Origin of the sequence: Fulvitalea axinellae, assembly GCF_036492835.1 — a bacterium.
GTDB classification, from domain to species: Bacteria; Bacteroidota; Bacteroidia; order Cytophagales; family Cyclobacteriaceae; genus Fulvitalea; species Fulvitalea axinellae.
The window spans coordinates 125644-151042 of record NZ_AP025315.1; the positions used below are offsets into that span (position 1 = coordinate 125644).

General features: G+C 44.7%; 14 protein-coding genes. 6 read left to right on the forward strand and 8 right to left on the reverse strand.

Annotated features, from left to right (window positions below; all coding sequences use genetic code 11):
• Positions 1-77 precede the first annotated feature (77 nt).
• Together AABK39_RS19415 and AABK39_RS19420 are read left to right on the forward strand one after the other, a co-directional pair.
• Positions 78-938 (forward strand): hypothetical protein, encoded by an 861-nt coding sequence (locus tag AABK39_RS19415; protein ID WP_338394968.1) that lies wholly within the window; start codon positions 78-80, stop codon positions 936-938.
• 272 nt (positions 939-1210) lie between these two features.
• Positions 1211-6865, forward strand: a complete 5655-nt coding sequence (locus AABK39_RS19420; protein WP_338394969.1) for an endonuclease — start codon at positions 1211-1213, stop codon at positions 6863-6865.
• Positions 6866-7031: 166 nt separating this feature from the next.
• Here the strand turns inward: AABK39_RS19420 and AABK39_RS19425 are convergent, their stop codons facing one another.
• Complete coding sequence (locus AABK39_RS19425) at positions 7032-8264, reverse strand: cellulase family glycosylhydrolase (RefSeq protein ID WP_338394970.1); 1233 nt, start codon at positions 8262-8264, stop codon at positions 7032-7034.
• Positions 8265-8743: 479 nt separating this feature from the next.
• Here AABK39_RS19425 and AABK39_RS19430 point away from each other — a divergent pair, with 479 nt between their 5' ends.
• Entirely contained in the window at positions 8744-9325 is a 582-nt protein-coding gene (locus AABK39_RS19430) for a hypothetical protein (RefSeq protein ID WP_338394971.1), read from the forward strand.
• Complete coding sequence (locus AABK39_RS19435) at positions 9315-9878, forward strand: PepSY-associated TM helix domain-containing protein (RefSeq protein ID WP_338394972.1); 564 nt, start codon at positions 9315-9317, stop codon at positions 9876-9878. Before AABK39_RS19430 ends, AABK39_RS19435 begins: the two co-directional genes overlap by 11 nt.
• 78 nt (positions 9879-9956) lie before the next feature.
• Here the strand turns inward: AABK39_RS19435 and AABK39_RS19440 are convergent, their stop codons facing one another.
• On the reverse strand, positions 9957-10487 hold the full coding sequence (locus AABK39_RS19440; protein ID WP_338394973.1) for a PI-PLC domain-containing protein: 531 nt from the start codon (positions 10485-10487) through the stop codon (positions 9957-9959).
• A gap of 552 nt (positions 10488-11039) precedes the next feature.
• Positions 11040-16574 (reverse strand): alpha-2-macroglobulin family protein, encoded by a 5535-nt coding sequence (locus AABK39_RS19445; RefSeq protein ID WP_338394974.1) that lies wholly within the window; start codon positions 16572-16574, stop codon positions 11040-11042.
• Positions 16575-16848: 274 nt separating this feature from the next.
• Here AABK39_RS19445 and AABK39_RS19450 point away from each other — a divergent pair, with 274 nt between their 5' ends.
• Positions 16849-18186, forward strand: coding sequence for a hypothetical protein (locus AABK39_RS19450; RefSeq protein ID WP_338394975.1), 1338 nt, complete (start codon positions 16849-16851; stop codon positions 18184-18186).
• 152 nt (positions 18187-18338) lie between these two features.
• Positions 18339-20648, forward strand: coding sequence for a GH92 family glycosyl hydrolase (locus AABK39_RS19455; protein ID WP_338394976.1), 2310 nt, complete (start codon positions 18339-18341; stop codon positions 20646-20648).
• A gap of 112 nt (positions 20649-20760) precedes the next feature.
• On the opposite strand, the gene AABK39_RS19460 is transcribed toward AABK39_RS19455, so the two are convergent.
• The 5 genes from AABK39_RS19460 to AABK39_RS19480 all read right to left on the reverse strand — a co-directional run bounded on the left by AABK39_RS19460 (position 20761) and on the right by AABK39_RS19480 (position 24895).
• Positions 20761-21075, reverse strand: a complete 315-nt coding sequence (locus AABK39_RS19460) for a hypothetical protein (RefSeq protein ID WP_338394977.1) — start codon at positions 21073-21075, stop codon at positions 20761-20763.
• 502 nt (positions 21076-21577) lie between these two features.
• Positions 21578-23032 (reverse strand): DUF3570 domain-containing protein, encoded by a 1455-nt coding sequence (locus AABK39_RS19465; RefSeq protein ID WP_338394978.1) that lies wholly within the window; start codon positions 23030-23032, stop codon positions 21578-21580.
• A 101-nt stretch (positions 23033-23133) separates the two neighbouring features.
• Entirely contained in the window at positions 23134-23349 is a 216-nt protein-coding gene (locus AABK39_RS19470; protein ID WP_338395063.1) for a DUF4266 domain-containing protein, read from the reverse strand.
• Positions 23350-23381: 32 nt separating this feature from the next.
• The gene (locus AABK39_RS19475; protein ID WP_421825171.1) at positions 23382-24386 is read right to left on the reverse strand and encodes an FAD:protein FMN transferase; all 1005 of its coding nucleotides are present in this window, start codon (positions 24384-24386) and stop codon (positions 23382-23384) included.
• A 74-nt stretch (positions 24387-24460) separates the two neighbouring features.
• Positions 24461-24895 (reverse strand): thioredoxin family protein, encoded by a 435-nt coding sequence (locus AABK39_RS19480; RefSeq protein ID WP_338394979.1) that lies wholly within the window; start codon positions 24893-24895, stop codon positions 24461-24463.
• Positions 24896-25399: the final 504 nt, after the last annotated feature.

Genomic DNA, 25399 nt, shown 5'->3' on the forward strand with positions numbered 1-25399 from the left:
GCCACTCTAACCACACTTTCGCATTCGGAAACGCAATTATACATTGTCCATCAACTCTTTTCTCAATCGAATAAAATATGTACGCTCATTTACGTAAAGTTCTGTCTATTCTATTTTTTTCTATTCTCTCCATTTATGGATTTTCCCAAGAGAAACAGGTTTGGGAAATAGACCGTATCCGGGCAAAGCAAGCTTTGGAATTAAAAAAGGATTCATTGGCAATTGGGAAAAACGAATATATGCGGAATTCGCAACTATTTATCAAAACCGAAATACCTATCCAATACGCGATCGGTTACCAATACGCATTTAAGAGCGGCATTCTTTTAAACGGCAGTATTGGGGTGTTTTCAAGAACATACGCAACCATCGCCATGGACTTTATGCCGTCAGAAGACCCTGCCGAAAAACAGCGAATGGATTTTTTCCAAGCAAACTTATACGGTGGTGCTGTACTGGAATTCGGTATGGGATATCAGCTTAGGAAATCGGGCTTTTTAGGTCTAGCTTCAATCCAGTTCCAAAGGTTTGGAGTTAGAGCCACCGCAAAAGAACTAATCGATAACTTGGACAGCGAAGGTAGTTTTAATGATTTAGATGACTTAGAAGATAGGTTATCCGGATCTTCGCTATTAAGTGATTTTTATTACGAAGACGAACTTAGACCTGTAATCAAACCCACCCAATTTAGAATAAGCTTCGGAAAGATGTTTCGTTTAAAATCAGTGCCTCGATTATCAGTCACGGCGTTCGTTTCCTATAATTTTAATTTATCCTCATCCATTAAAGTCGAAACAGATTCTTCAATCGGGAGCATCATATTGGATAATTTCGTAAACCCTACTTTAGAGAACAGTTCCGGTATCAGCTTTTCCCAGTTTCAGTATCCAAGTTTGACTTTTCAGTTTAGTTATGAATTTGGTAGGGTGATTAGATAAACCTTGCTTTCTCAAAAGCAGGAAAACAAAGATCAGCCCCCAAGCAGGTAATACTTTTTTACATTCGACCAATATATTCCTTGATCTATTGAATAAAAATACCTCTTAATAAAACGATAAGTATTTACAAGAACGAAATGTTAATAAATCATTTCCATAGTTAGGTGATTACATCATTTTACACAAACACCTCTAATCCAATATAAAATTTAATTATTATTACTCCCGACACAACAAATTATTCGCTTAAACCACTTTTACACATCGCTTAAATGAAAAAGAAAAGCTACAGTTTTTTATTTATGCTATTCGCTTTTTTTGCGTTCGGCATAAATGGAATGGCCCAAGACATAGTCTTAGGGTATCAAGACATTAATTCTTGGCCCGTCAAATCGGGTTTTGCTCAAAAAAGTTCCGGAATCGATGCTGTCAGATTCGGAAGTGGAAGCAGGATTGGCTCCAAAACCTCGGAAGTAATGGACCTCGGTACTTCTTGCAGGTTAAGCTTTGATGCTAAACTGTATGATTCCACAGCCGAAATCGAGGTGGAAGTCGGTGGGGTAACCAAAAGAATTGACCCTCCGTCCAAAGACAGGGGTATATTCCATTTGGAGTTTGCTCCAAACGGCCCCTCAACAATAAGAATATCGTCCATCAGTAAGAGAAAACGCTTTGACGTTTTTTCTTTAACAATCACAAAACTTGACGGGGATACAAAACCGGCAGTTAATCTTGAAATAGAGAAAAATCAAACAGCCGAGGGGGATGCGGAAACTATTCGACTTACCGCAAATCTCGCTTCGCAAGTAGACAGTCCGCAGACTGTTGGACTAGCCGTCTCCGGCAATAATATCGACAACGATGATTATGGGCTATCCTCTACAGAATTTACCTTTCCAGCAAATACTACCATAGCGACAATCGATGTCACCATTAAGGACGACGCAAATGATGAAGGAACTGAAACCGCAATTTTTAGTCTAGTTACTCCTTCTTCGGATATTCAATTAGGTAATGTTATAGAACAAAGTCTCGCGATATCGGACAATGACAAGCCAGTGGATATTTCGGCTCCCGTTTGGTCCGCAAACTTTCCGAAAACTCAGGACATTTCTTTTGCGACAGCATACCTTTCCATAAGCTTGGATGAACAATCCAAGGTATTCTACCTTTTGCAAGACGATGGAAGCGTTGCTCCCGCCAAAGAAAAAATCATTGCCGAAGGCATTCATTTTATTTATACAGACGGAGCTTTCACGCATAAAATAGAAAATCTAACTCCTGAGAAAGACTACGATCTTTATGTAATTGCCCAAGACGATGAGGCGACACCTAACGTTCAGGAAATTCCAATCAAACTGGATTTTAGAACCAAAGCAAAGCCTTCGACCGGTAACTACGATTACATACTTCCTGAAGTTCAAAATGATAGAGTCTCCGTAACGCAAACGCCTAAAGAATATGTAATGACCGCTACCAAGCATATGGTGTCAGTCGGTTACGACATTAAGGCTGAAGAACCTTTGAACCTTTTGGAATACTACGAATCGGCCATAGAGCTCAATGGACAAGATCTAAGGTCAGAGATTCAAAAGGTGATATCACAAAATCACCAGTCAAGAGATTATGGAGTAGTCTGGGAAATTTGCGAGACTGGTGACGAACACCCCAAAAACCCTTCACAAGTATGGCAAATGTACTTGGAAACGGGTATTGCCAAAAACGCTCACGTTAGCGGAAGCTCCGGTTGGAACCGCGAACACATTTGGGCCAAATCGCACGGTGATTTTGGCACTTCTGTCGGCCGAGGCACCGACGGACACCACCTGCGAGCAACAGACGCTTCCGAAAACAATCGAAGAGGTAACAAAGATTTCGCTTACGCATCACCAGGCTATACACCGCCAAAATCCGCGCGCGGAGACGTGGCCCGAGCTATATTCTATATGGCTACCCGTTGGGGAATGACCGTAGACAACAACTTTGGTAGTAGCGGAGACAAAAGTGCGCGACACGGTAAGCTCGATGACTTACTGCAATGGCACAACGAAGACCCGGTTGACCCTTACGAAATACGCCGAAACAACGTAGTATACTCTTTCCAAAACAACAGGAACCCGTTCATCGACCACCCTGAATTGGTTGAGCATATCTTTGGTTCCAAGAAAGATTTGGCTTGGGATGGTGGCGTAGTATTAGGAGAGCCCGTTGGCGCAGGAGGAATCCGCTTATCGAACGCCGGAACGAAAGTTTTCGAAGACCTTATATTCGGACAGGTATCAGAGTCAACAAACATGATGGTTTCCGGAAGTAAATTGGACGCTGACATCACAATAACAGCTCCTGCCCATTTCGAAATCGCTTTAGAAGGTATGGACTATAGCTCCAACATTACGCTTCAAAAAGACGGAGAGGGGAATATTGCCAAGACAAAAATCAATATTCGCTTTAAGCCAAATGCGGAAAAACTGGGAGCTATCGCGGATAAACTGACTCTTACTTCAGGCAAGTACAGTCGTACCGTTAATCTTCAAGCCTTTGGGGGAGTAAGGCCGAAGGAATTCTATCGCCAAAACTTTGACGCAGTAGGCGATTGGACATTGGTTTCCCTTGAAGGAAAAAACACTTGGGGAATTAAAAGCTACAACGACAATAATTTCCTGGAAATGAGGGGATATCAAGGTGATCCATCAGAATTGGATTGGGCAATTTCTCCTGACTTAGGCCTTAACCAGTACAAGGACTTGAGCCTTAGCTTCCGTACTCAAACAGGCTTTTATAAACATGATGGGCTGGAAGTATACCTCATCCACAACCTTGAGGGCGATAACATAGAAGCAGCTCAGAAGACAAAGCTAAACGCCACATTAGCCGGTAAGCCATCTTCAGGCAATTACAGCGACTGGGTTGTTTCCGGAGATATTGATCTGCAAGATGTACCGAAAGGAAGTCGGGTCGCGTTCAAATTTACAGGTAGTAGTTCAGGCAACACGACAACTTTCCGTATTGATGACTTTGCCCTGTCGGGAATATCAAGCATTAATTTCTCGAAACAAGAAATCGCATTCGACTACACACCTGCCAATAAAGTAAGTGAAGCCGTCGGCTATTCGGTAAACGTCGACCCGGCTTCGGCGCCGATGCGATTCGAAACTGAGGGACCGTTCGAGATTTCGATAGACAAAAACTATTGGTTCAAGAATATTGAGATAAACCCGGTCGAGGACAAAATATCAAGCCAAATTTTTGTTCGCTACACACCTAAGGAAGATCATTACCTAGGACCGAAAGGGGCCATTAAACATATACTAGGAGATTTTACAAAAACGGTAAAACTCTTTGTAAACAAACCCGTAATCGAGAATCCGGTCGACGCCACTACGCTTGATAAAGACCTGACTTTCGATGTAGTAACTTGGAATGTGGAGTGGTTCGGTGTTCCAGAGAAAAGTAAGAGCGCAAGCACTTTCGACGAGCAGTTATCCGAAGTATCCGACGAGATCATTGCCACGGACGCTGACATCTATGCATTACAAGAAGTTGTGGTTACGCCTGATAATAATTTCTTGGCCACTTTGATTGATAAGCTTAATGAGAAATCAGGCGCTGGCACTTGGGCGGGAATGGCCAATCCCCGACACTCTTACGACTGGCAAGACTACACTCCCGATTTCCCTCCGCAAAAAATAGCCTATATCTACCGCACCGCCACGGTATCGGATGTCGAGTTCAACGTGATGTTCAATGACAAATTCACAAATGAAACAACTAATGAACTTGATGGCTATACCGGTGAAAACGCAGGCAAGTTCATGGCCAGCGGGCGTCTCCCCTATTTGCTTTCCGCCAATGTAACCATCAACGGCAAAACGGAGGATATCAATCTGATCAACCTTCATTTCAAAGCGCATTCCCAGGCCACAAGCGTTGCTCGCAGAAAAGCCGACGCATTATACCTCAAAGCGTATATCGACGCGAATCTTGACGACGACCAAGTCATCATCTTGGGAGACTATAACGCTACCGGATATCTGAATGAGATCAAGACTTGGGGATGGTACAATAACAATAACGAGGACTTTATGTACGCTGGCGGTACAGGCGTAGATTATATCTCGATTTCCGATGAACTTTACCTGGAGTTTGAGCAATTGACAAATGCTTATAACGCGCGAAATGTCAACATATCGGATCACGATCCTCAAATCGTACGCCTTATGTTTGGAAAGCCCGCAAGTATGAAGGTGAGTCAAACCATCACATTCCCAGAGCTTACCAATGTAACCTACGGATCTTCACAGATAACGTTAAATGGCTCCTCAGATTCCAAACTTGACCTTACCTACGCTTCTTCCAATGAATCCGTAGCTGTGGTTGAAGATGGAAAAATCAAAATCATCGGCGCCGGACAAGCGACAATTACCGCAACTCAAGCCGGAGATGACACTTATTTGCCTGCCGTAGCTGTTGAGAGAACCTTGACCGTTGCAAAAGCGCCTTTGACCGTTAAAGCCAAAGACGCATCTAAAGTGGAAGGTCAGAATAATCCAGAATTCGAGGCTGAATTCACCGGTTTTGTAAATAATGACACAGAAGCCGATTTGGACGGAACGCTTATATTCCAGGTTAACGGAATGGAAATTATTCCTTCCGGCCTATCCTCTGAGGACTATGATATCTCTTTTGAGAATGGAACACTCAATATTTTGAGTTCACTCAACAGTATCCTTTCACTGTCAGTCGGAGAAAAAGAGGGGGCAATCAACGAAGGCCAGTCAACCGTTTCCATAAGTTTACCTGTCGGAACCGGACCTATCTCTGACATGATCCAGCTGTCCGCATCTCCTAAATCCATTTTCAAGATCGGACAAGAAGACGATTCTAGCGTAAAGATCATCATAACCGCAGAAAGCGGAGAAGAACGCACTTGGACGGTAAACATCACTTGGATCAAGAAAACCCAGACCATTACTTTCACAGAAATTGGAAGTACCGTTTATGGAGCTACCCCAATTACGCTAAATGGCTCTACTGATTCCCAACTTGACTTAAACTACGCTTCTTCGGACGAATCCGTAGCCATAATTGAAGATGGAAAAATCAAAATCATCGGTGCCGGACTAGCGACAATTACTGCAACCCAAGCCGGAGATGACACTTACTTGCCCGCCGAGGCTGTTGAGAGAACCTTGACCGTGACAAAAGCGCCTTTGACCGTTAAAGCCAAAGATGCCTCTAAAGTGGAAGGTCAGAATAACCCAGAATTCGAGGCCGAATTCACCGGTTTTGTAAATAATGACACCGAAGCCGACTTGGACGGAACGCTTGCATTCCAAGTTAACGGAACGGAAATTATCCCGTCTGGGCTTACTTCTGAAAACTATGACATTTCTTTTGAGAATGGAACCTTGACAATAACCAAAGCTCCAAGTAAAGAAAAAGCATTCCTTTCATTCTATATCGGACAGCACAAGGGTACGGTAAACGCATTAGAGCATTCTATTCAGATTACTTTGCCTGAAGGTTTCGAAATCAACGATTCAAAAATAACCATGACTATTTCTGAAAATGCGGTAGCCGAACTTATTGAAAAACAACAAAACAAAATAAGCTATAAAGTCATTGCGGAGGATAAGTCAGAGCAACTTTGGAATGTTTTTATCACTTGGCAACGTGTTCTGAATATTGATGAAAAAATCGGTTATTCTATCGCACCAAACCCAGCATCAGACTATATCCGAATCTTCTCCGACAAAACAGAATCTATTGAAATATCCGTAAGTGATTCTTCTGGAAAGAATGTGCTTTCCGGATCATTCCGTACCGGTGAGAGTATTAGTATCAATAAACTAGCGCCAGGCATCTATATCGTAACATTATTGTCTGGTAGTCAAGGAACGGAAACATACAGATTATCAATAAAATAAGATTTCCTAAATAGAAATAAGCAATAACAACAAAAGCCATCCTTTGAAAGGATGGCTTTTGTCTTAAATTGAACTTTTGAAATTATGTATAACCTATTCTATTAAGAACAGGAAACTATCTTTTCATCGTAATATATTATGTGTCAACATATTATTCAGCTCAAAGTCATTTCGGACCCACTAAATGTTTCCCCGTCAACTTCCTGAAAATTTCTATCTCCTTCTGATCAAAAGGCGTTCCGTCCATCCGGAAAAGATCGTGAAACCACACCTCCGGCTCAGGAAAAGACTCTCCCGGACGAACCACATGCCCTTCTTCTCTTAACTTATTAACACTTAATTTTTTACCGTCTTTTGTTTTACGACTAGACCATGGCCAAATCGTTCCTGATTTCCCTGAAACAAAACCCCAGTTTACAGCCCCAACTCCCATTTCCTTAAACAATGGAAGACATTTCTCAACAGTATTTCCTCTAGAGCGCGCCAACCATTCGGTCATCACAACCGGTCTGCCGTCACTCTGATAATTCTTGATCAGCTTACGTACGCTTTCCACGTTAGAATAATAGGAATGAATGGAAAAAATATCCGAGTTAGCCCTGTTAATCTTAATATTTCCCGTTCCCAAAGCCCCGCTTGTAGTAGAAGTGACGGGCTGGGAAGGGTTAATCTCACGCGCCCAAACCCACGAATCATATACCAAACGGTTGGAACGGTCACCGATATTGCTATCCACTTTTTCGGAGCCCATATCACCGTCAAGCCCTGACCCTCGGCCAGGTTCGTTATAGAGTTCCCACATCAATACACGCTTGTCTTTGGCAAAACGGCTCATAGTTTTTTGCACATACCCTTTAAGTTGTTTAGCCTCTTTGCGTGTTTCTTTACCCACAGCGTAACGCTCACCTACCTCACGGGCAGGACAATTCACCCAGCCTGAGTTATGGTAGCCACTCACTGGCAGTGGCTGTTTGCCTAACTTGGGATTCGGGAAATGACAATCGTCAAAAAACACAAACCATGGCCGGATACCGTGCTTTTGGCAAATATCCAGAAACTGGTCCATTCTTTTATAAAGTCCCTTTTCATCATCCGCCCAAACGACGTCATGAAGAAAAACCCTTAGCGTATTCATCCCGATACTTTCCGCCCAGCCAAGTTCCTTGTCTATTGTTTCGGGATCCCAAGTAGACGCCTGCCACATATCGATTTGGTTTATCGCCGTAGCAGGATAATAATTACACCCGACAAGCCACGGCAATTCCTTATACCAACGATTAATCTTTTCAGCTGACCAACGCCCCGGTACCGGCACAGAATAATCTGGCGCATTCTGGGCCGAAACCATAAACGAAAAAAAGCTCAATGCTACGCAAATAGCTAATTTGAAGTATTTCATAATGTAAACGAATTATTCTCTTCTTAAAAATCATCGAAATGGTTCTGTTACGAGAACCGAACCCAAATACAATTTAGAACATCAATTACTCGCAAAAGGATGCTATAAAGGCATATTGCGGGGGCATTTTGTTATCCAAAAAAAGAGGGCAAATCGTGACAACACTATTACGCTATCACATATGTCAGGTATCAATACAAATAAGTACAACCTCCTTGTTTTATCTGTGGATTAGTAAATTCTAATGTATCTGGTCTGAGAGGTAAACTTATGGGTATTGCGTTTTAATTAGATTAAAAAGAAAAAGTACTAGACAACAGGTATATTATTTAATTAAAACAGCATTAATCAAAATAGAATACTCAATATATTCGTTTTAAATATCACTCCGGAGTTCACAAATGACCAATCTCATTTTATTAATAATCGCTTTCAGAGATATTACATTTATATTTTTCAAACAACTAATCCTTTATAAGATGAAAAGTATTTTTTACACATTATTATTATCCATCTGTTGTACTTGGGCTTGCACCAGCAATTCGAAAAAAGAAAATTCGGCCGAGAAAGAAACGCCTAAAGCAACCGCCTCGGTAACCGTTTATTCTGTTGACAGTTTGGCTGCAGGTATTGACAAACTGGTCGGACAAGAGATAACTGTTAAAGGAAACGTACAGCATGTTTGCAAGCACTCGGGCAAAAAGGCTTTCTTGGTCGGTGACAATCCGGACACCAAGATCCAGGTCAAAGTTGGGGGCAAGATCAAGTCATTCGGCGGTGAGCTTATCGGTGAAGAGCTAACCCTGAAAGGCAAAGTTATGGAAACCCGTATTGACGAGGCGTATCTGGCCCGTTGGGAAGAGGAACTGAAAAAAGAAGAAGCCAAGCACGACCATAAGCATGATAAAAAAGAGGCCGGCAAAAAAGCTGATGAGGCTTCGTGCGATGCCGGTAACAGCCCGGTCGACAAACTCAGAGCGGAAATCAAAGCCAGCGGAAAAGAATACAAGTCGGTCTACTTCCTTCAAGGAATGGAATATAGTATCAGCGATGGCGAATAAAAGCTTGGGCAAGTCAATCCGAAAATGGTTTAGGATCATCCACCGTGATGTCGGCTATCTTATTTTCGGGTTTACTTTTATCTATGCCTTATCGGGCATAGCACTTAACCATATTGATGATTGGGACCCCAGTTATATTCACGAAACGTTTGACAAACCGTATACGCTCAAAAGCGCCGATATATCAAAGGACGAATTCAAAAAATGGCTTTCCGAAACCGGACTGAACCTAAAATACAGGAAACACGTCCGGCAAGGGGATAACATTAAAGCTTTTGTAAAAGGCGGTTTAATAACAGTTGATTTAGAAAAGAAAACCGCACATTTCGAATTGGTACGCAAAAGGCCTGTATTCAAACAAATAAACGATCTCCATTATAACAGGCCGAATTATTGGATTGTGTTTTCGGATCTGTTTTCCGGATTATTACTAATTGTTTCCGTTACGGGCCTTTTTATCGTTAAGGGAAAAAACGGAATCACAAAACGCGGGTTATACTGGACTTTGGCGGGCATCGCTATCCCCATGTTTTTTATGTTATGGGTTATTTAAAATCCGTAACAGCACCCCTTAAGGCTCCTACCCTGTTTTTCATTACGGGTAAGAGCCTTATTTTTATATTCCAAAACATCACTGGTCCACTCGATAATTAAGAAAGCCCGCAAGTTCAGGCACTTTATCCGTGCCGATTAATACGCCTTGCGCTGATAATACGGCCCATATACGCTCCCTTCTATCTTTTTCTTTTTCGGGAATAGCCCAAAAACGCAATAGGTTTCCTTGTTTACGGCAAACCTTCGCCATCCGCTTTAATTTTGAAAATTCCTCTGGGGGCATATCACCTTCTCCATTCCAAGTAAAATGCTTTCGCCAATTATCGCTGATCATGGGGTAGTTATAAGCTGTTTCGCCTATATCCTTCACTCGGCCGTCCAACCCCGCAAATCGCTTTTGGCTTGTTGTTAAGGATTCAATATCCCTTTTTCCCGAAACCACAACAGTAACGGGACGGAAGATGGTTTTACCGTTTTCAAATTCCGTTAAAATAGATTGGTATTCATTTAAAAGAGCATCAAGCGCTTTATAAGTCGTTTTTGATTCAGATTTTATATCTACCATTAATACAATACGGACATCTGTAGTCTCCACTATATTCTTCAATGGTTCCAGATATAGATTCCGCAAAGTTCGATACGAAAGCGTATCCTCAGCATCATGCGCTACCAATAGTTTTTCTCCCGAAAGATGTACGTCCGCCTCTATACTGACGAATCGATACCTTAGGGCTTTATGCAAAAGATCTTTTTGCTCATAATCGTTATGGGAATGGGCCATTATTCCTTTTTCCGAAAGATGCCCTACCAAGTTTTGAGCTAAACATTTATTAGGAAAAGTGCTTACAAAAAGAAAAATCAGCAAACAGTAAAATATAAAAATATGTGGTCTCACGATCAATGTCAGTTTGTGTTTTCAAATCTTTATCCGAAGTATTTCTCATTGGAAAAGTATAACACAACGCCCCAACCTACAAGCATCTGAATATAAAACCGATTGAATATCCCTATTCTTTATTTTGCCTTTAAAGAAGCTTAACAAAAGGATATTTTCTAATAAAAACACCCCGACCTGTCACTTCATCCTTAAATATGAAGCAACAAATCGGGGCTTTACCTAATCCCTAAGACCTGATACCTAAGACCCTAAGTATTCAAATTAGTCTTGTTTGATAACTTCCACCCACGTTCCGGCTTGTTGGGCGTAGACTTCATCATCGTACATAGCTCCGCAGGTTACGGACGGCAGATAAAATTTGCCTTGGTAACTGGCGTTAAGCTGTACGGCGAAAGTCTTGCGTTTGCCTGACGGCAGATCAAAATAAGTATATACCCTGTCGTCGCGGATATCTTGGTAGGTCGGCTTGGCTTTTTGGTAATACTGCTCGGTGTCGTTGAGACGCATATTGAGGATTTCCCAGCCACTCGGGAAAATCTGCGAAAGGGCCATCTCTTTCAAATCAGTATTCAACCCGTTATTGCTCACCGTCACAAGAGCCGTAAAATCCGTGCCCTGCGGTATCTTGGTCGGGTCAAGCAATTTGCCGTCCTTGTCTTTATAGATCACGTCCATTTTCAGATTCCGACTTTCGGTTTTTTCCTGACCCGCCAGCGGTATCCCTTCGCCGATCAGCCTTACGAACAACGTCTTGTCCCCTTTATTTTCGAGAACGGCCTTACCCGCCTTGTCGGCTGGAAGTGTCGATACCGACACGGGTGTTTCTGCGTTTACGGCGCCTTCGTTTCCGTTGAATGTATAGGTGTATTTCATCGGTTGGCTTTGGTCTCCGCTCACGAATTCGGCTACGGCCAAAAGGCAATACGCCGTGGTTTGCGTACTCATCCATCTTCTTGATCCCAAAGCGTCGGCCACTTGGCGAAGCAACGGCAAGGCCCGCTGGCGTTCGCCGAGGGAGGCCATAGTCTCCAAAATCATCGCCCTATCCCGGCTGGCGGAACCGAAAGTGTACGAGCGTTCACGGTAATCTTCCACCGTTTCGGTAAGATTCGACACCATTTTCAATGCCTCGGATTTCTCTCCCGCCAAAGCATAAGCTTGCGCCAAACGCCATTTGGCGATATCACGAATGCCCGATGTCTCGCGCATACGGTTCATGGCGCCCATGGCGGGCTGTCCGGCCAAGGCCAAGGTGTAGAGACGGTAAGCCTGGGCCAAATCGCTGTTACGGTAGTCGGCGTCGAGGTCCCAATCGTTGGCTTTTTGGGTCTGGAAATTCTTCCATTTGTCCATAAAGTCAGAAGGAACGTAGTAACCGGCCTTCTGCGCCGCCACCAAGAAATGTCCGGCGTAGCTGGTACCGTAAGTGTTGGAACGTTCGCCTCCCGGCCAATATGACAATCCGCCGTCAGCGGTTTGGAATGAACGCAGGCGCTTGATCGCGGCGTTTATATTGGTTTCCAATGTAGCTTTTTGCTTATCCGATATCTCTGCCAATTTCCCAACATACAATTGCGGGAAGGCCGCCGAGGTCGTTTGCTCAACGCATCCGTGCGGGTAGCGAATCAGGTAGTTAAGCCTTTTTTCCATATTAATGGCAGGAATGCTGGACACCTCAAGTTTCAAAGAGTTGGTGCCGGCAATGCCCGAAGGCTCATAATCCAGAGTAACGGACTTTCCTTGGTCCAAAATACCGTCACGTACACGGGAAAGAGGCGGATTCGAAGCGCGGACATCAAGCTCCACGTCGTAAGTGGCTTTCAGATTTCCGGAAGTGGCGGTAATTTTCACTTTCGCCTGACCAAGTTCCTCAGGAGCCTTAAGTTCGAAATACGTTACCTTATCGCCTTTCTTCTGGAATGTGACTTTTCCGGTAGACGCTCCCATAAGCTTGAGTTTGCCGGAGGCTTCCACCTTTACGTTTACGTTCCGGATCTTATCGCTCATCGCGAAGACGTTTACGGGAAGTTTCACCGTTTCGCCCGGCCCCATCACCCTTGGCAAGGTGGCCAATACCATCAGCTCTTGACGCACGGGCGTAGTGGCTTCGGCGGAACCGTAAGCCCCATCCGACGCGGCGACAACCATAGTCCGCACCGAACCTACGTAGCGAGGCATATCGAAACTGTGCGTTTGCGTCTGGCCGGCCTTCAGGAAGAACGGCCCCATAAATTTCACGACAGGCTTAAAACGGTTAGTGCTCTTGTCGGATTTCGAGCGCATGGCCTCGTCACCACCGATGCTCAGCAGGCGCTCGATCTTTCCGCCATAGGCGCCGATCACCATATCATACATATCCCAAGTCCTTACGCCCAAGGCTTCGCGGGCGTAGAAACGCTTCCACGGATTAGGCGTCTTGAAGCGCGTAAGGTCCAACAGGCCTTCGTCCACCACGGCCAGCGTATAGGCCATGGCTTTGCCGTTTTTCTCGCTAACCTTAATCTTTACGGGAGCCTCCGGCCTAAGTACTTCCGGCATTGATATTTCCGGATTGAGCTTGGTGGCCGGATCCACTACTTCCACATATTTTACTCCATAGAGCCTAATCGGCAAATCGTTGGCGGTGGTGGCGTGTGGCTGTACCAAAGTCACGTTCAGGTAAACGTTAGGACTCATTTCGGAAGTCACTTCCAACTCCGCGGTAGTGGTTCCTTTTTCGGTTTCCACCCACATGGCGTTCAGGATTTCCGAACCGTTTTCGACACTCACCAAGGCTCTTCCTTTGGCGGAAGCCGGAATCGTAAGTTTGATCTTTTCGCCCGGAGCGTACTTGGCTTTGTCCGTACGGAAATCGAGCATTGTGGCGCCGAGTTGCGAACCTTTGCCTTTTCTCGCCCAGCCCGGCCAATCGAAGTATACGGTTTTCGAAGTGCTGTGCCCGAATTCCTCGTCGTGCACACGGATCAGGTAACGTCCCCAAGCTGGGTATTTCAAGTTGTATTTGAAAGAGCCTTTGCCGTTTGTGCCGGTATTTACCCTTCCCGTCCAAACGGGCGTGCGGTTTGTCTGGCCCATATAATTAGCCACGTCGTTGCTGGAATTGTCCCACCACCAGCGCCAGTTCAGTTTGAAAACCTCTACTTTAAGATTCTTTTTGGCCACCGGTTTGCCCTCGGCGGTAACGGTCGCCACATTAAAAGTGTGGTCTTTATCGGTCAGCAACATACCACGGCTATCGCCTTCGGGTATCTGCAACCCTACAAACACGTTGTATGGATAATACGGCAAGGTATTTTGGCCGATGCTGAAGTCTCCGCCTTCCTCAAATACTTTTTCCTTGAAAATAGCTTTCAGCGCTCCCGGCGATTCGGATCCGGTCTTGATATCGAACGATACTTTGGCTTCTCCGTTATTGTCTATTCTTCCGGAGAAAAGCTCTTCCGGCTCTGTGGAAAACCGTTTCGAAAGGTCATCGAAATTATATTGGCCATATCCTTTGAAAACGGTTTTGACAGGAACCAAAAGAAGGTCAATTTCCGCCTTCAGGTTGCGGGCCACAGCTCCGTGGAGCCAGCGCACAGAAAGATCGCCCTCCGTTTTTCCGTCAGTAGACAACAGTCTTTTCTTATGGAAATCAAGCTCTATCTTCAGCCGGTTGGGCTTTACCGTTTCCACTTTTATTTGTTTTGTAAAAACAGCGCCACCCACTTTTACCCGGGCGCTCCAGCGTCCGGTTTCCGCTTCGGGATCAATTTTTACGGTAAAGTCATATATTCCGCCCACGGATTTCGCGCTGACTTTACGCTTGACCACTTTTCCTTTAGGGTCCGACAATTCGAAAACTACCGGATGGTCAGCGGGCAAGGTTCTGTTTTTATCCTCCAACACGAAGCAAAGGTGCATCTCGTCGCCGGGGCGCCACACGCCACGCTCGCCGTAGATAAAGCCCTTGAGTCCGTTGCGTACATATTCGCCGGAAACGTCGAAACTGCTCATCGAAAGCGATCCGCCGTCGTCGAGTTTTAGGTAGCCGTATTGGTCGCCTTTATTGGCCACCAAGAAGAACGGCTTGCGCTTCGGCTCCACGCTTACCATTCCGTTCGATCCCGTTTGGGCTTGGCCCACTGGCTGTTGCTGATAATCGTAAAGGGTTATGTTTACGCCCGAAACGGATTCGGTAGTCTGCATATCGGTCACAAAGGCCATGAGTTTGCCCTTTTCACCCCTTTTGGCGATCAGCCCAAGATCGGAAGCGAAAATATTTTTGCGAATGGAACGGCGCCTTCCGTAATACGAATCGGTACACGGATTGTCACGGTCTCTCCAGTTGTAATCCGAATAGTAATAGTCTTCTGAATAATCCCAATAACTGCTTTCCTCTTCCGGATTGTCCCAGTTTTCAGACGTTAAGCCATCGTCGTTATGCGTGTCTTCGTCGGCTTCATAACCACAATTATACAGCGACTGCGACTTGCGGAACCCTATCATCACCTGATAAACGGCGCCAGGTTCCGCATCCATGATTTCGGAAAGGTCCAAGGTAAAACGGTTCCACTTCATCAGGTTCGTGACACCGGAAGCGTTTAGCGGTACCACCTTGCGGCCCACCGGGCGGGCCACACGTCTCATCTGGTTATTGCCCGAAAGGCTATTCACTTGCAGAAACTGCAACACGTTTTTGCGAAAGACCCTGTATACCGTTACGTCCACGGCCTTAAGGCCCACGGCTTCGAAAGGCATCACCATACCGTCGGTGCCGGGCAGAATGGTGCCTTTGTGCCCACTAACCCACTGTACCTGCGGTTTCTTCTGCTCAAAATAGACTTTCGCAGTAAAACTCTTTTTCAGTTTTCCACCGGCGTTGTTCTTTACGCCTTGCCTTACGGTCACGGTCACCACGGCTTGGGTGTCGCCTTCGGAATAAATCCGGAGCTCGTTGCCGGCGATGACGAACTTGGGTTTGCTCATCCCCTTTACGCTTATCAATCCGCGTAAGTCCTGATTGCTCCGCAAAGGATCGGAAAAACGAACGGAAATATACCGTGTGCCGTCTCGGAGCAGTTTAACCGCCAACACTTTATAATCGCCTATAGCCGGAATATCCTCGGTTTTGCTACCCGATGTGTTTACGCCTATCGCCTCGCCTTTCCAGTTCAGCGTAACGGCGCTTTGCTTTTTGCCGCGCGAGATGCCCGACACGATAAAACGGTGACGGTTATCGCTCAGCCCGTGTTCCCAGCCAATAGTCAATTCCGCACCGGGCTGTTTGGCCGTCAAAACTTTTTCTATGTCTTTGTCGTCGGCTTTATCGGCGGTCTGAACGTAACCGGTAAGCGTCAACGCATTTTCATTTTCAGAAGAAGTCTCCAACCCTTCGACCTTGACCTCCATATTTTGCTCCATCACTTTGAAAGAGAAGGGAAACGATTTCAGATCCGACGGCACTTTCGCTTGGCTTACCGCTTCCAGATCCAATTTCGCTTTGTATTCCTGTCCGCTTTTCAAACGTCCGGAGGGTTTGAAAACCAAAAGGTCACGGTCGGCCCACACGGTTTTTCCCTTAATCTCAGGCTTAAACGAGAACACGCCTTCCGCCGTCTTACCCACTACCGTGGAGTCGGGATTGTCTTTGGCCAGACGCACTTTTATCTCGCCGGTGGCGGAAATTACGCCCCCGGTATGCGCCGTTACATAATCGGCAAAACGGGCGTCAATGGATTTCGGGCGGGCTTTTTTGCCTCCCGATTCGCTTCCTCCGCAGGATTGGAGGATTAGGATTAGCGCTAAGACGGGCATCCATAGGAACAGCGTTAAGTTCCTGGGAAAAATTTGGGTCGTTGACATTAGCAAAAGATTAAAGTTTCAACAATAAAAATATAGAAAGGAACGCAACAAAGTAAATGTTAAACACAAAATAATCCTCATATATAAGAAAACAGTTTCCTGTCAACAATTCAGCTTACAACAATCCGGTTATTTACTGATAAATAGCACTATTGGCCACCCTTTTCCAATGTATCCGGCAAGAATTTAGAAGTCCCAAGCCTAAACCCGAATCCGGATAAAAATCTTGTTTTCAGAGAGAAGACATAAACCTTCGAAAATTAGGTCTCGCCAACCCGCTCCAAAAGGCGTAATCCAACGCGCCGTAGGCTTTGAATTGGAAGTGGGCAACTGGCACACCTACGAGCATATCGGTGACCGCCGATTTTTTTGGCCTTGGGAACACCCAAAACTACCGCACGAGGATTTCATTCTTTTCGACAGGAAATCAAAACTAATGGAAGGTGATGGCTTTTCCGTGGAAGCTGATGACCAGAGACCAAGACTCCCGGTATCGGATATCGAGATTATTACCGAACCTTTTGAGGAATCGGAACAGGGTTTTCGGAGGTTGCGGGAAGTGAGCGCAAATGTCGGGGCGTTTTATGAGGAATGTAAAAGCAAAACCTCCAGATTGGAATATGACCGGCTTGTGAAGCTTGACAAGATCAAAACGGCGAGAAGCCTTTCGCCCAAATACTTTTTCCATTCCGTAGGTCCACCGGAAATCAAGGCGCAGGGCACGATGGGCCTAAAGGTAGAGGCCTTGGAACAACTTATGCTGGACTTGGGCGAAAACCCGGCTGGAAGGGAGCCACAGGAAGTCTCAAAAAGAAAACACGAAGGCAGGGAATGGCTTTTCCCTTCGCAAGCGCCTGAAAACGCCAGAAATATCCTAACGGCTATGTCTCCAGGCATGACCCGACAAGCTTGTTTCCGATATGGGCGGGAAGAATGGGCTCCTGACGGGAAAGAATGGCAAGCCAGCCCGGAAATGCTAGGTTTTTTATCGCTGGTCATCAATTATATCGAAATGACCCGGGCTCCTTTGGCCAGCTATGCCAGAGCGGCGTTTTTCCTGCTGGCCCGTACCGATTTCGCTACCATGTTCGGTATGTTGCCTCCTATGGAGCGCAAACATTTTTCGTCTGACAACGGAGATCATTTCATTGAATTAATGGAAAAGGTACCGTGGATTGAGTTTACTCGATTTGCCTCACCACTGTTCGAAAACGGAATATACCACGATTTCCCGGAGCGTAACCCGGACGCGTTGAAAGCCCTTAGCCGTGAACAATGGTTAAGGGGCATTAGCCAAGGCGTGGATCATTTCACCGTGGAGCGTTTTCCTGACCAGCGAAACGCGTGGAGACTCGAATCTCTAGGCGCTATGGGCAAAAAAACTGATACGGACGGCGACGGAACCCCAAAACCGATTTTCGAACTGCGAAGCGTCAAATCGCAAAGTGACTTCCGCGAAACGGAAACTTTCATGCGCCGATTCTTTCTTTATGTCTGTGCCATGAATCGCAAAGCGGACCTGAAATATGGCGAGATAGAAAAGTGGGACGACTTAAAGGTTTAAGCTGTTTTTCACTCTTCCCAAAATGACTTCACTTTGTTGTTTTGCCTATATTTCCGTATCATACGGTTGCCTTACAAGCCTTTTCATTTTATGTCTCGCCACCTTTTACAAAAGGCCAAAAAGGTATTTTTGACACCTTGAAGACCTATTTTATGAACAACTCAATCCTTAGAGTGCTAATGTTGGCCACTATTTTTCTATGGTCGTGCGCACATAAAAAGGAAGAAACCGGGCACAAAGTCCAAACAGCGTCACCAATTGATTATGTCGATCCTTATGTGGGTACCGCTCCAGCTACAGTAGGCAACGCCGCAGACCACGGCCACGGTTCGGAGAACAACGCCCAGGTGGTACCTTCCGTAACGCTTCCGTTCGGAATGACCAACTGGACACCGCAAACCCGGCGTACGGAACGCAAGTGCGTAGCGCCTTATTATTATACAGACACCAAAATCCAAGGCTTCAGGGCTTCGCATTGGCTTAGCGGTTCGTGTACTCAAGACTACGGCAGCGTTACGTTTATGCCTCTTTCCGGCAAATTGGTATGTGATCCGGAGAAGCGGGCGACTCCTTACTCTCATGAAGACGAGACCGTTCGGCCCGATTACTATTCCATCATCTTACCGGAATTGGCTTTGAAAACGGAAATGTCGGCTACAAAACGCTCCGGGATTCTGCGTTTCGAATTCGCGCAAGCGGGAAAAGGACACGTAGTGATCACCCCTAACAGCGACGAGGGACAGGCTTTTGTAGAATATGACGCAAAGGCCGGAGAAGTGCGCGGCTATAACCCGGCGCACCGCATATACCAAGGCAACGGACAATACGCCGGATTCAAAGGATACTTTGTAGCGCGCATAAGCAAAACTCCCGAAAGCCACGGCATGTACGCCGGTGACAGCCTCTTGTCCGGCGAAAAAAGCATCCGCGACCGCAAAAACATCGGCGCTTATCTCAGCTTCGGAGTTGAAGCCGGAGAGACCGTCACTCTTAAGGTCGGAACGTCTTTTACAAGCATAGAAGAAGCCCGCAAAAACCTCGACGCCGAAATTCCAAACTGGGATTTTGATCTGGTTACGGAACAAAACCGCAAAGTGTGGAACGAATTGTTGGGACGAGTAAAGGTAAAAGGCGAAGAAGCCGAGAAAAAGAAATTCTACACGGCGCTTTACCACAGCTTCCAGCAACCACGTGTATTCAGCGACGTTTCGGGAAGCTACATAAGCTTCGGGGCCGACAGCACCGTACGCAAGGCTGAAGGTTTTGATTATTACGCCGATTTCTCGATGTGGGACACTTACCGCACCCTGCATCCGATGCTCAATATCATTGCGCCGGACTATAACGTCGATATGATGAAATCGTTGGTACTGAAGGCGGAACAAGGCGGATGGCTCCCGATTTTCCCATGCTGGAACAACTACACCTCGGCCATGGTAGGCGACCACGTAATTTCCGTTCTCGGCGACGCGTATATCAAAGGATTGGACTTTGACATCGAAAAAGCTTATACCTATATGCGCAAAAACGCCTTCGAAACGCCCGCCGAATATCAAGATTACGTCAACGGAATGGGCCGCAGAGGACTGAAGGCCTATATCGACGCCGGATACTTGCCTGTAGACGAACCCGTAAAAGAGGCCTTCCACAAAGGAGAACAGGCTTCTCGTACGTTGGAATACGCTTACGATGATTTCGTATTGGCACAAGTGGCCAAAAAACTTGGAAAAACCGACGACTTCAAAAAGCTGATAGAAAGGTCAGAGTCTTATTCCAAAATCTATGATCCAGCGACGGGATATGTCCGTGGCCGTTACATTTCGGGAGAATGGCACAAAGATTTTGTCGCCGACAAACGCATGCCGTATATCACCGAAGGAACTCCACGCCAATACACTTGGTATGTACCGCACAGCCCGGAAGGCCTTATGAGACTGATGGGAGGCAAAGAAAACTTCAACGCTAAACTGGATTCCCTTTTCGGGCAAAACCAATATTGGCACGGTAACGAACCTGGGCATCAAACAGCCTTCCTCTATAACTATTCGGGGAAACCGGAAAGGACACAAACCGAAGTAAAACGTATCCGTGACAAAGAATACGGCCTGGGTCCCGGTGGCTTAAGCGGCAATGACGACGCTGGACAGATGTCGGCTTGGTACGCAATGGCCGCCATGGGAATTTACCCCGTAGCGCCCGGCACAACGGAATATGCCGTAACCTCTCCCGCTTTTGACGAAGTAAGCGTGAGTGTTCCGGGCGGAAAGGCATTTACCATCAAATCCGAAGGCGCTTCGAAAGGACAATACCTAATCGAAAAGGCTAACTTGGAAAACGAAAAGCTGAACAAGCTCTTTATCCAACATGATGATATAGTTTCAGGCAAAACGCTTTCGATCAAACTGAAACCTATTCAGGAAAAAGCATTGGCGACACCGGAAAAGGGAAAAAGTACAAAGTAAAGAGTAAAGGAAAAATAGACTCGATGGTGATTTGGGAGTCATAGATCCTTATCATTTTAAAGAAAAAATGCCCGCCGATATAAAACCGACGGGCATTTCTTTTTGAGCGAAATTAAGCTTGATCGGATACCGTCCATTCATCTTGACGATAAGCGTAAAACTGTCGCTCTTTACGGTAAAGAAAAATTCCGGTCGTAGCGATAAACAAAACCAATACGGGATAGAAGTAATAAGACCCGGACATGAACATTCCGTACCCATTAAACCCCTGAGCCAACCAGGCCATTAAAAGAAAACTCCAACGCGCCCAAGCCACGTTTTTTCTAATACCATAATGCACTAACACAAACATCCCTACCCCGCAAGCCATAAGTCCTCCGCCTACGGAATGAAGCATTAGTAAAATCAAATTCTCTGTATTATCCAAAAATTTAGATGGGGGTGGATTCCCCAAAAAATCGATATGAACATTGAGCAACCTTCGGATAAATTGGTCCCCCAAACCACCCACAAACATCAAAACAGCTGAAAGATACAATAATGATAGTGACAGTGCCCTCATAAACCAATTGTTTAACGATACTATCGAAACGAAATCACGTTGTTTCCGGCTAATTCATACTCCAGTACAACGAAACACCGACTTAAAGTCAGTTCGACACGAGTGCGCCGAAAATAGCTATCATGCCAATTGGCTAGAAGTTTGAAAATATAGTCGGCCATCAGGCATGCCTTTTATCCTAAGCTACCTGAAGGCTTTATCTTTTTCAAATAAAAAATATTCTATAAACACAAAAATCTAACATCCTCTTATTACAAAACAAAGAGCCAAAGCATTTTATAGAAAAATACTTTGGCTCTTGGCCTTATAGATTCAAAATCAGACCAGCGATTCCATTACTCCTTATACTTTTCTTTTTTGGAAAGTATTATTCCTGCATTACAAACTTCAACCCCAAACCGACATAATTAGCGCTTAATCCAGTACTTCGTTTATAATAATTATATTTCAAATCAACGCTTTTCATACCGAATCTCGATATCCGAAACTTTGTAAAAATATCGGTATAGCTTATCCCAAAGCCATATTGGCTTGAAGAGAAATCGGAAAGGTCATAATCCGACGTATAATAATCGGAACTGGAAAGGTGCGCCTCAAAAGGAGCAAAATAGTCCGCCTCGGTCTGAGTGTAATAACGGAAAGAGGGATAAAGCGTAAAACGGCTGGATACCTTTATCGGCGTTTCTATACTTACCGTATTCGAGTTGACTCCCCAATCGTCATAATAATAACGGTAATAGGTTCTAAGCGTCAAAATCTCATTTATAAAATAATTAAATCTTGCGCCTACCGGCACTTTAAAACGCTTATCGGGCAAACGCTCTATATCGTCAGCCAACTGGAAGACTTCCTTATTGGTTGGGGAAGTATAATTCGGAATGGCAGAAGCGTTTCCGATATAATAATTCGGTCTATCTGCGAAATACACGCGTTGCATAGGGTTAGCTAACCATCCATTTTGCCAAACGAGATCCATAAAAACCGAAAACTGTGCGTTTACGCTTAATATCTGCGAAAAGGAAATGGAAAAAGAATACGTATTTCTGCCTTTATCATCAATAAGTCCAAAACCCTGTACCGGACTCCATGTAGTTCCAAGTTTTTCGGTAGCTTTACCGTTTTGGTCTAATATGGCCACGTTATTGAAAAAACCACTGTTCAGATTGCCTTCCACTTCGTCAAACGACTTAAGCTCTGTCGGATACATGGGCGACCAAGTATCCATAAACACCGAAGCGTTCACTCCAACTTCGGTGTTTTTTCGATTAAAAAGCATTAAGTATCCACCACCAAGGCCGAAAGATGTATAATCATATTCGCCCGATACCGAACCGTTTATGTTCCATACACGGTTCCTGTCATCGGAACTGTGCGAATAATCTACGGAAAGGCCCTTCCATGCGTCAGAACCGGAAGCGCCTGACGAGGCCAGCCACGGACTACCCATAATATCCTTGCCTGGGCCATAGTCATCATCATCGTCATCTCCGGAAGCACTAGTCAAATCAAACGGATTAAGATTACTGGACGATGCCGAAGAGTATGCCGATATTCCGACATCAAAAGTCAAAACATCATCGTCGTTTAGGGGAACGCTAACCACTATTGTCGGCGTAAAGTTGGTAATCTTTTCATCGCCAATACCGCCCGTAACCGCGGCGTTATTTCCTTCTTGCTGATAATAACTATTCAGGATATCGATTTCGGTACTTTCCAGCACCCTTTTTTTATAAACTTTCGAAGAGTCGCTTTTCGACAGATTTTGGCCTTGCGAGAAATAAGGAATCAATAAACAACTAACAATCAGAATATACCTACGCATATATTATGGTTATAAACAATTCGGATTTTTTTTAGAAAAAAGAATTTGTCTGAAAAGCCAAATTCCATCTTGCGATTTCACTTTATCGCCTATCTCATAAATCAATTACAGCCACAACCACCTCCCGATTTGCCTCCGGAAGCACCGGAGGCTCCTTCCCTATATACCTGGTAATTCTTTTCGAACTTGGCGAACTTCTTATCGGACAATGCCATATCCGGATCGTTTAGGTTTACTTTCTCATACTCTTTTACCGTCACACAGGAAGTGCCCAATACAAGAAAAATTAGGAATACGAACGTTTTACCTTTCCTCATCATATTTATACAGGAGTTTAAACATTTCCGGATTATTGATTCAATTGTAAATTGTCGGAAGCCCTCACTTTGCCTCTTTCATCGACGATTATACAGTCTATTCCTTTAAGCTGATTCACCAAATCCAACCCCACTTTTGGCCCCATTACAAAAATTGAAGTAGCCAAGGCGTCGGCTATTTCGGCGTTTCGCGTTATGACGGTTACGCTTACCGTTCCGTGGCTAGGATAGCCCGTTCTCGGGTCGATAATATGCGAATACCGTTTCCCCTCCAACGTCACAAACTTCTCATAATCACCGGAAGTAACAACAGCCCGGCCGTCCAAAGGCATCCAGGAAAACACTTTCTTTTTATTCATCGGATTCACTATCGCCACCATCCAGTCTTTGCCGTCCGGCTGTTTGCCCCATGCGGTCAAATCGCCGGAAGCGTTAATTATTCCACCGGTTACTCCCCTTTTTCGCAATAACGCTTTCGCCCTATCCGCCGCATAGCCTTTTCCTATCGCCCCAAAACCTATCCGCATTCCTTTTTTCTTCAAGAATACAGTCTTTTCGGATTTATTCAGTACGATATTTTTATATCCGACTTTCTCCACCGACTTGGCTACGGTTTGTTTGTCCGGCATTAGGCTCATCGATCCGTCGAACCTCCAGATACGGTCCATAGACGCATAACTTATATCGAAGGCTCCGCCTGTCAAGTTCGATACTTTAAGCGATCGTTCTATTAAATCGAATAATTCCACACTTACTTTTACAGGTTCAATACCCGCTTTAGCATTTATAGTCGAAGTTTGAGAAGACGGATCCCAAGAGGATATCAAACGTTCAATCCGCTTAATCTCGTTTCGGGCGATATTGATATACTCTGTTCCCTCGGCTAAATCGTTGGCCACTACGGTAAACTCAAAACCACAGCCCATCAGCTTATCCTTTTCCTTGAATACACGCTGAGCAAAAGCGTTAGAATGTATTCCCACAAAAAGAAAAACAACCAAGCATAAGCTTATCCGAAAAAACATCATCAACCTCATTACCAACAACTTAATTACATAAATCTAATTAAAGGAGCAGTCTATTTTACTCTGTACGTTTTACTCTATATTATTTAAAACGCTTTCAGCTTAGCGTAGAATTTATCAGGCGAGACCTTTTCGTATCCCGTTTTGCCTTTTACATTTCCGTTTTCGTCCATAATCACGGCCAAAGGAAAATGCCCGTTCGGATTATATTTTTCCGCCAGTTCTCCGTTATGCTTTCTCTGTTTTTCCGGAAGCCTGTTTTTCTTTTTTCTGGGAAAATCTGCCTTCAAAAGAATAAAATCCTTTTCGGCCAGTTTTCTGAAATCGGGATTATCCCATATTTCCTTTTCCATCTTAATACAGGGCGCACACCAATCGGAACCCTGAAAAACCAAGACTATATCTTTTCCGGAGTCTTTGGCTTTTTCTTTTGCCGTGGAAAAATCTGTTTCCCAATCCGACGCTATAGCGGTATTGGTTCCTATAAAGAGCAGAAAAATTACGGTGAGTCTAGTCAGCATATTTTTTATGGTATTTGGTATCATGTTTTAGGTCTTAGGTAGTTTCCGTGATTTGTTTAGTCTTAATCGGCCGAAACCATAGATTTTTATCCCATTGTTACTCTACCCTTATATTAAAGGATAAACGGAATAGTTACATTCTCGAATCAGATATTTTTAATAAAAAATTATGATACCCGTATTTAAGACGTTTATTCGATTAATCTAAAAGCGAAATCGGCCAGTACTTTGATATGCATTAAGCTCTTTTTCCAAATTAAAATTAATTACTCGATTCGCCCTCGATTATGTTTAGGTTTTGTCTTTCCATTAATGGAAAAATCATCGAACAGAAGTTCTAACAGAACTCTTTTCCCTTAATTTTCAGGCTATTACATTTTTTCATTGTGACTTCAATTCCTTTTTAGGAAAAAACATTTGTAATAGAAGCGGTAAAAATCCGGTCAAAGCTTACCTTTTCGCCGCTATTCATCTCAAAATCCGTTGATTTTTTTTCATACGAAC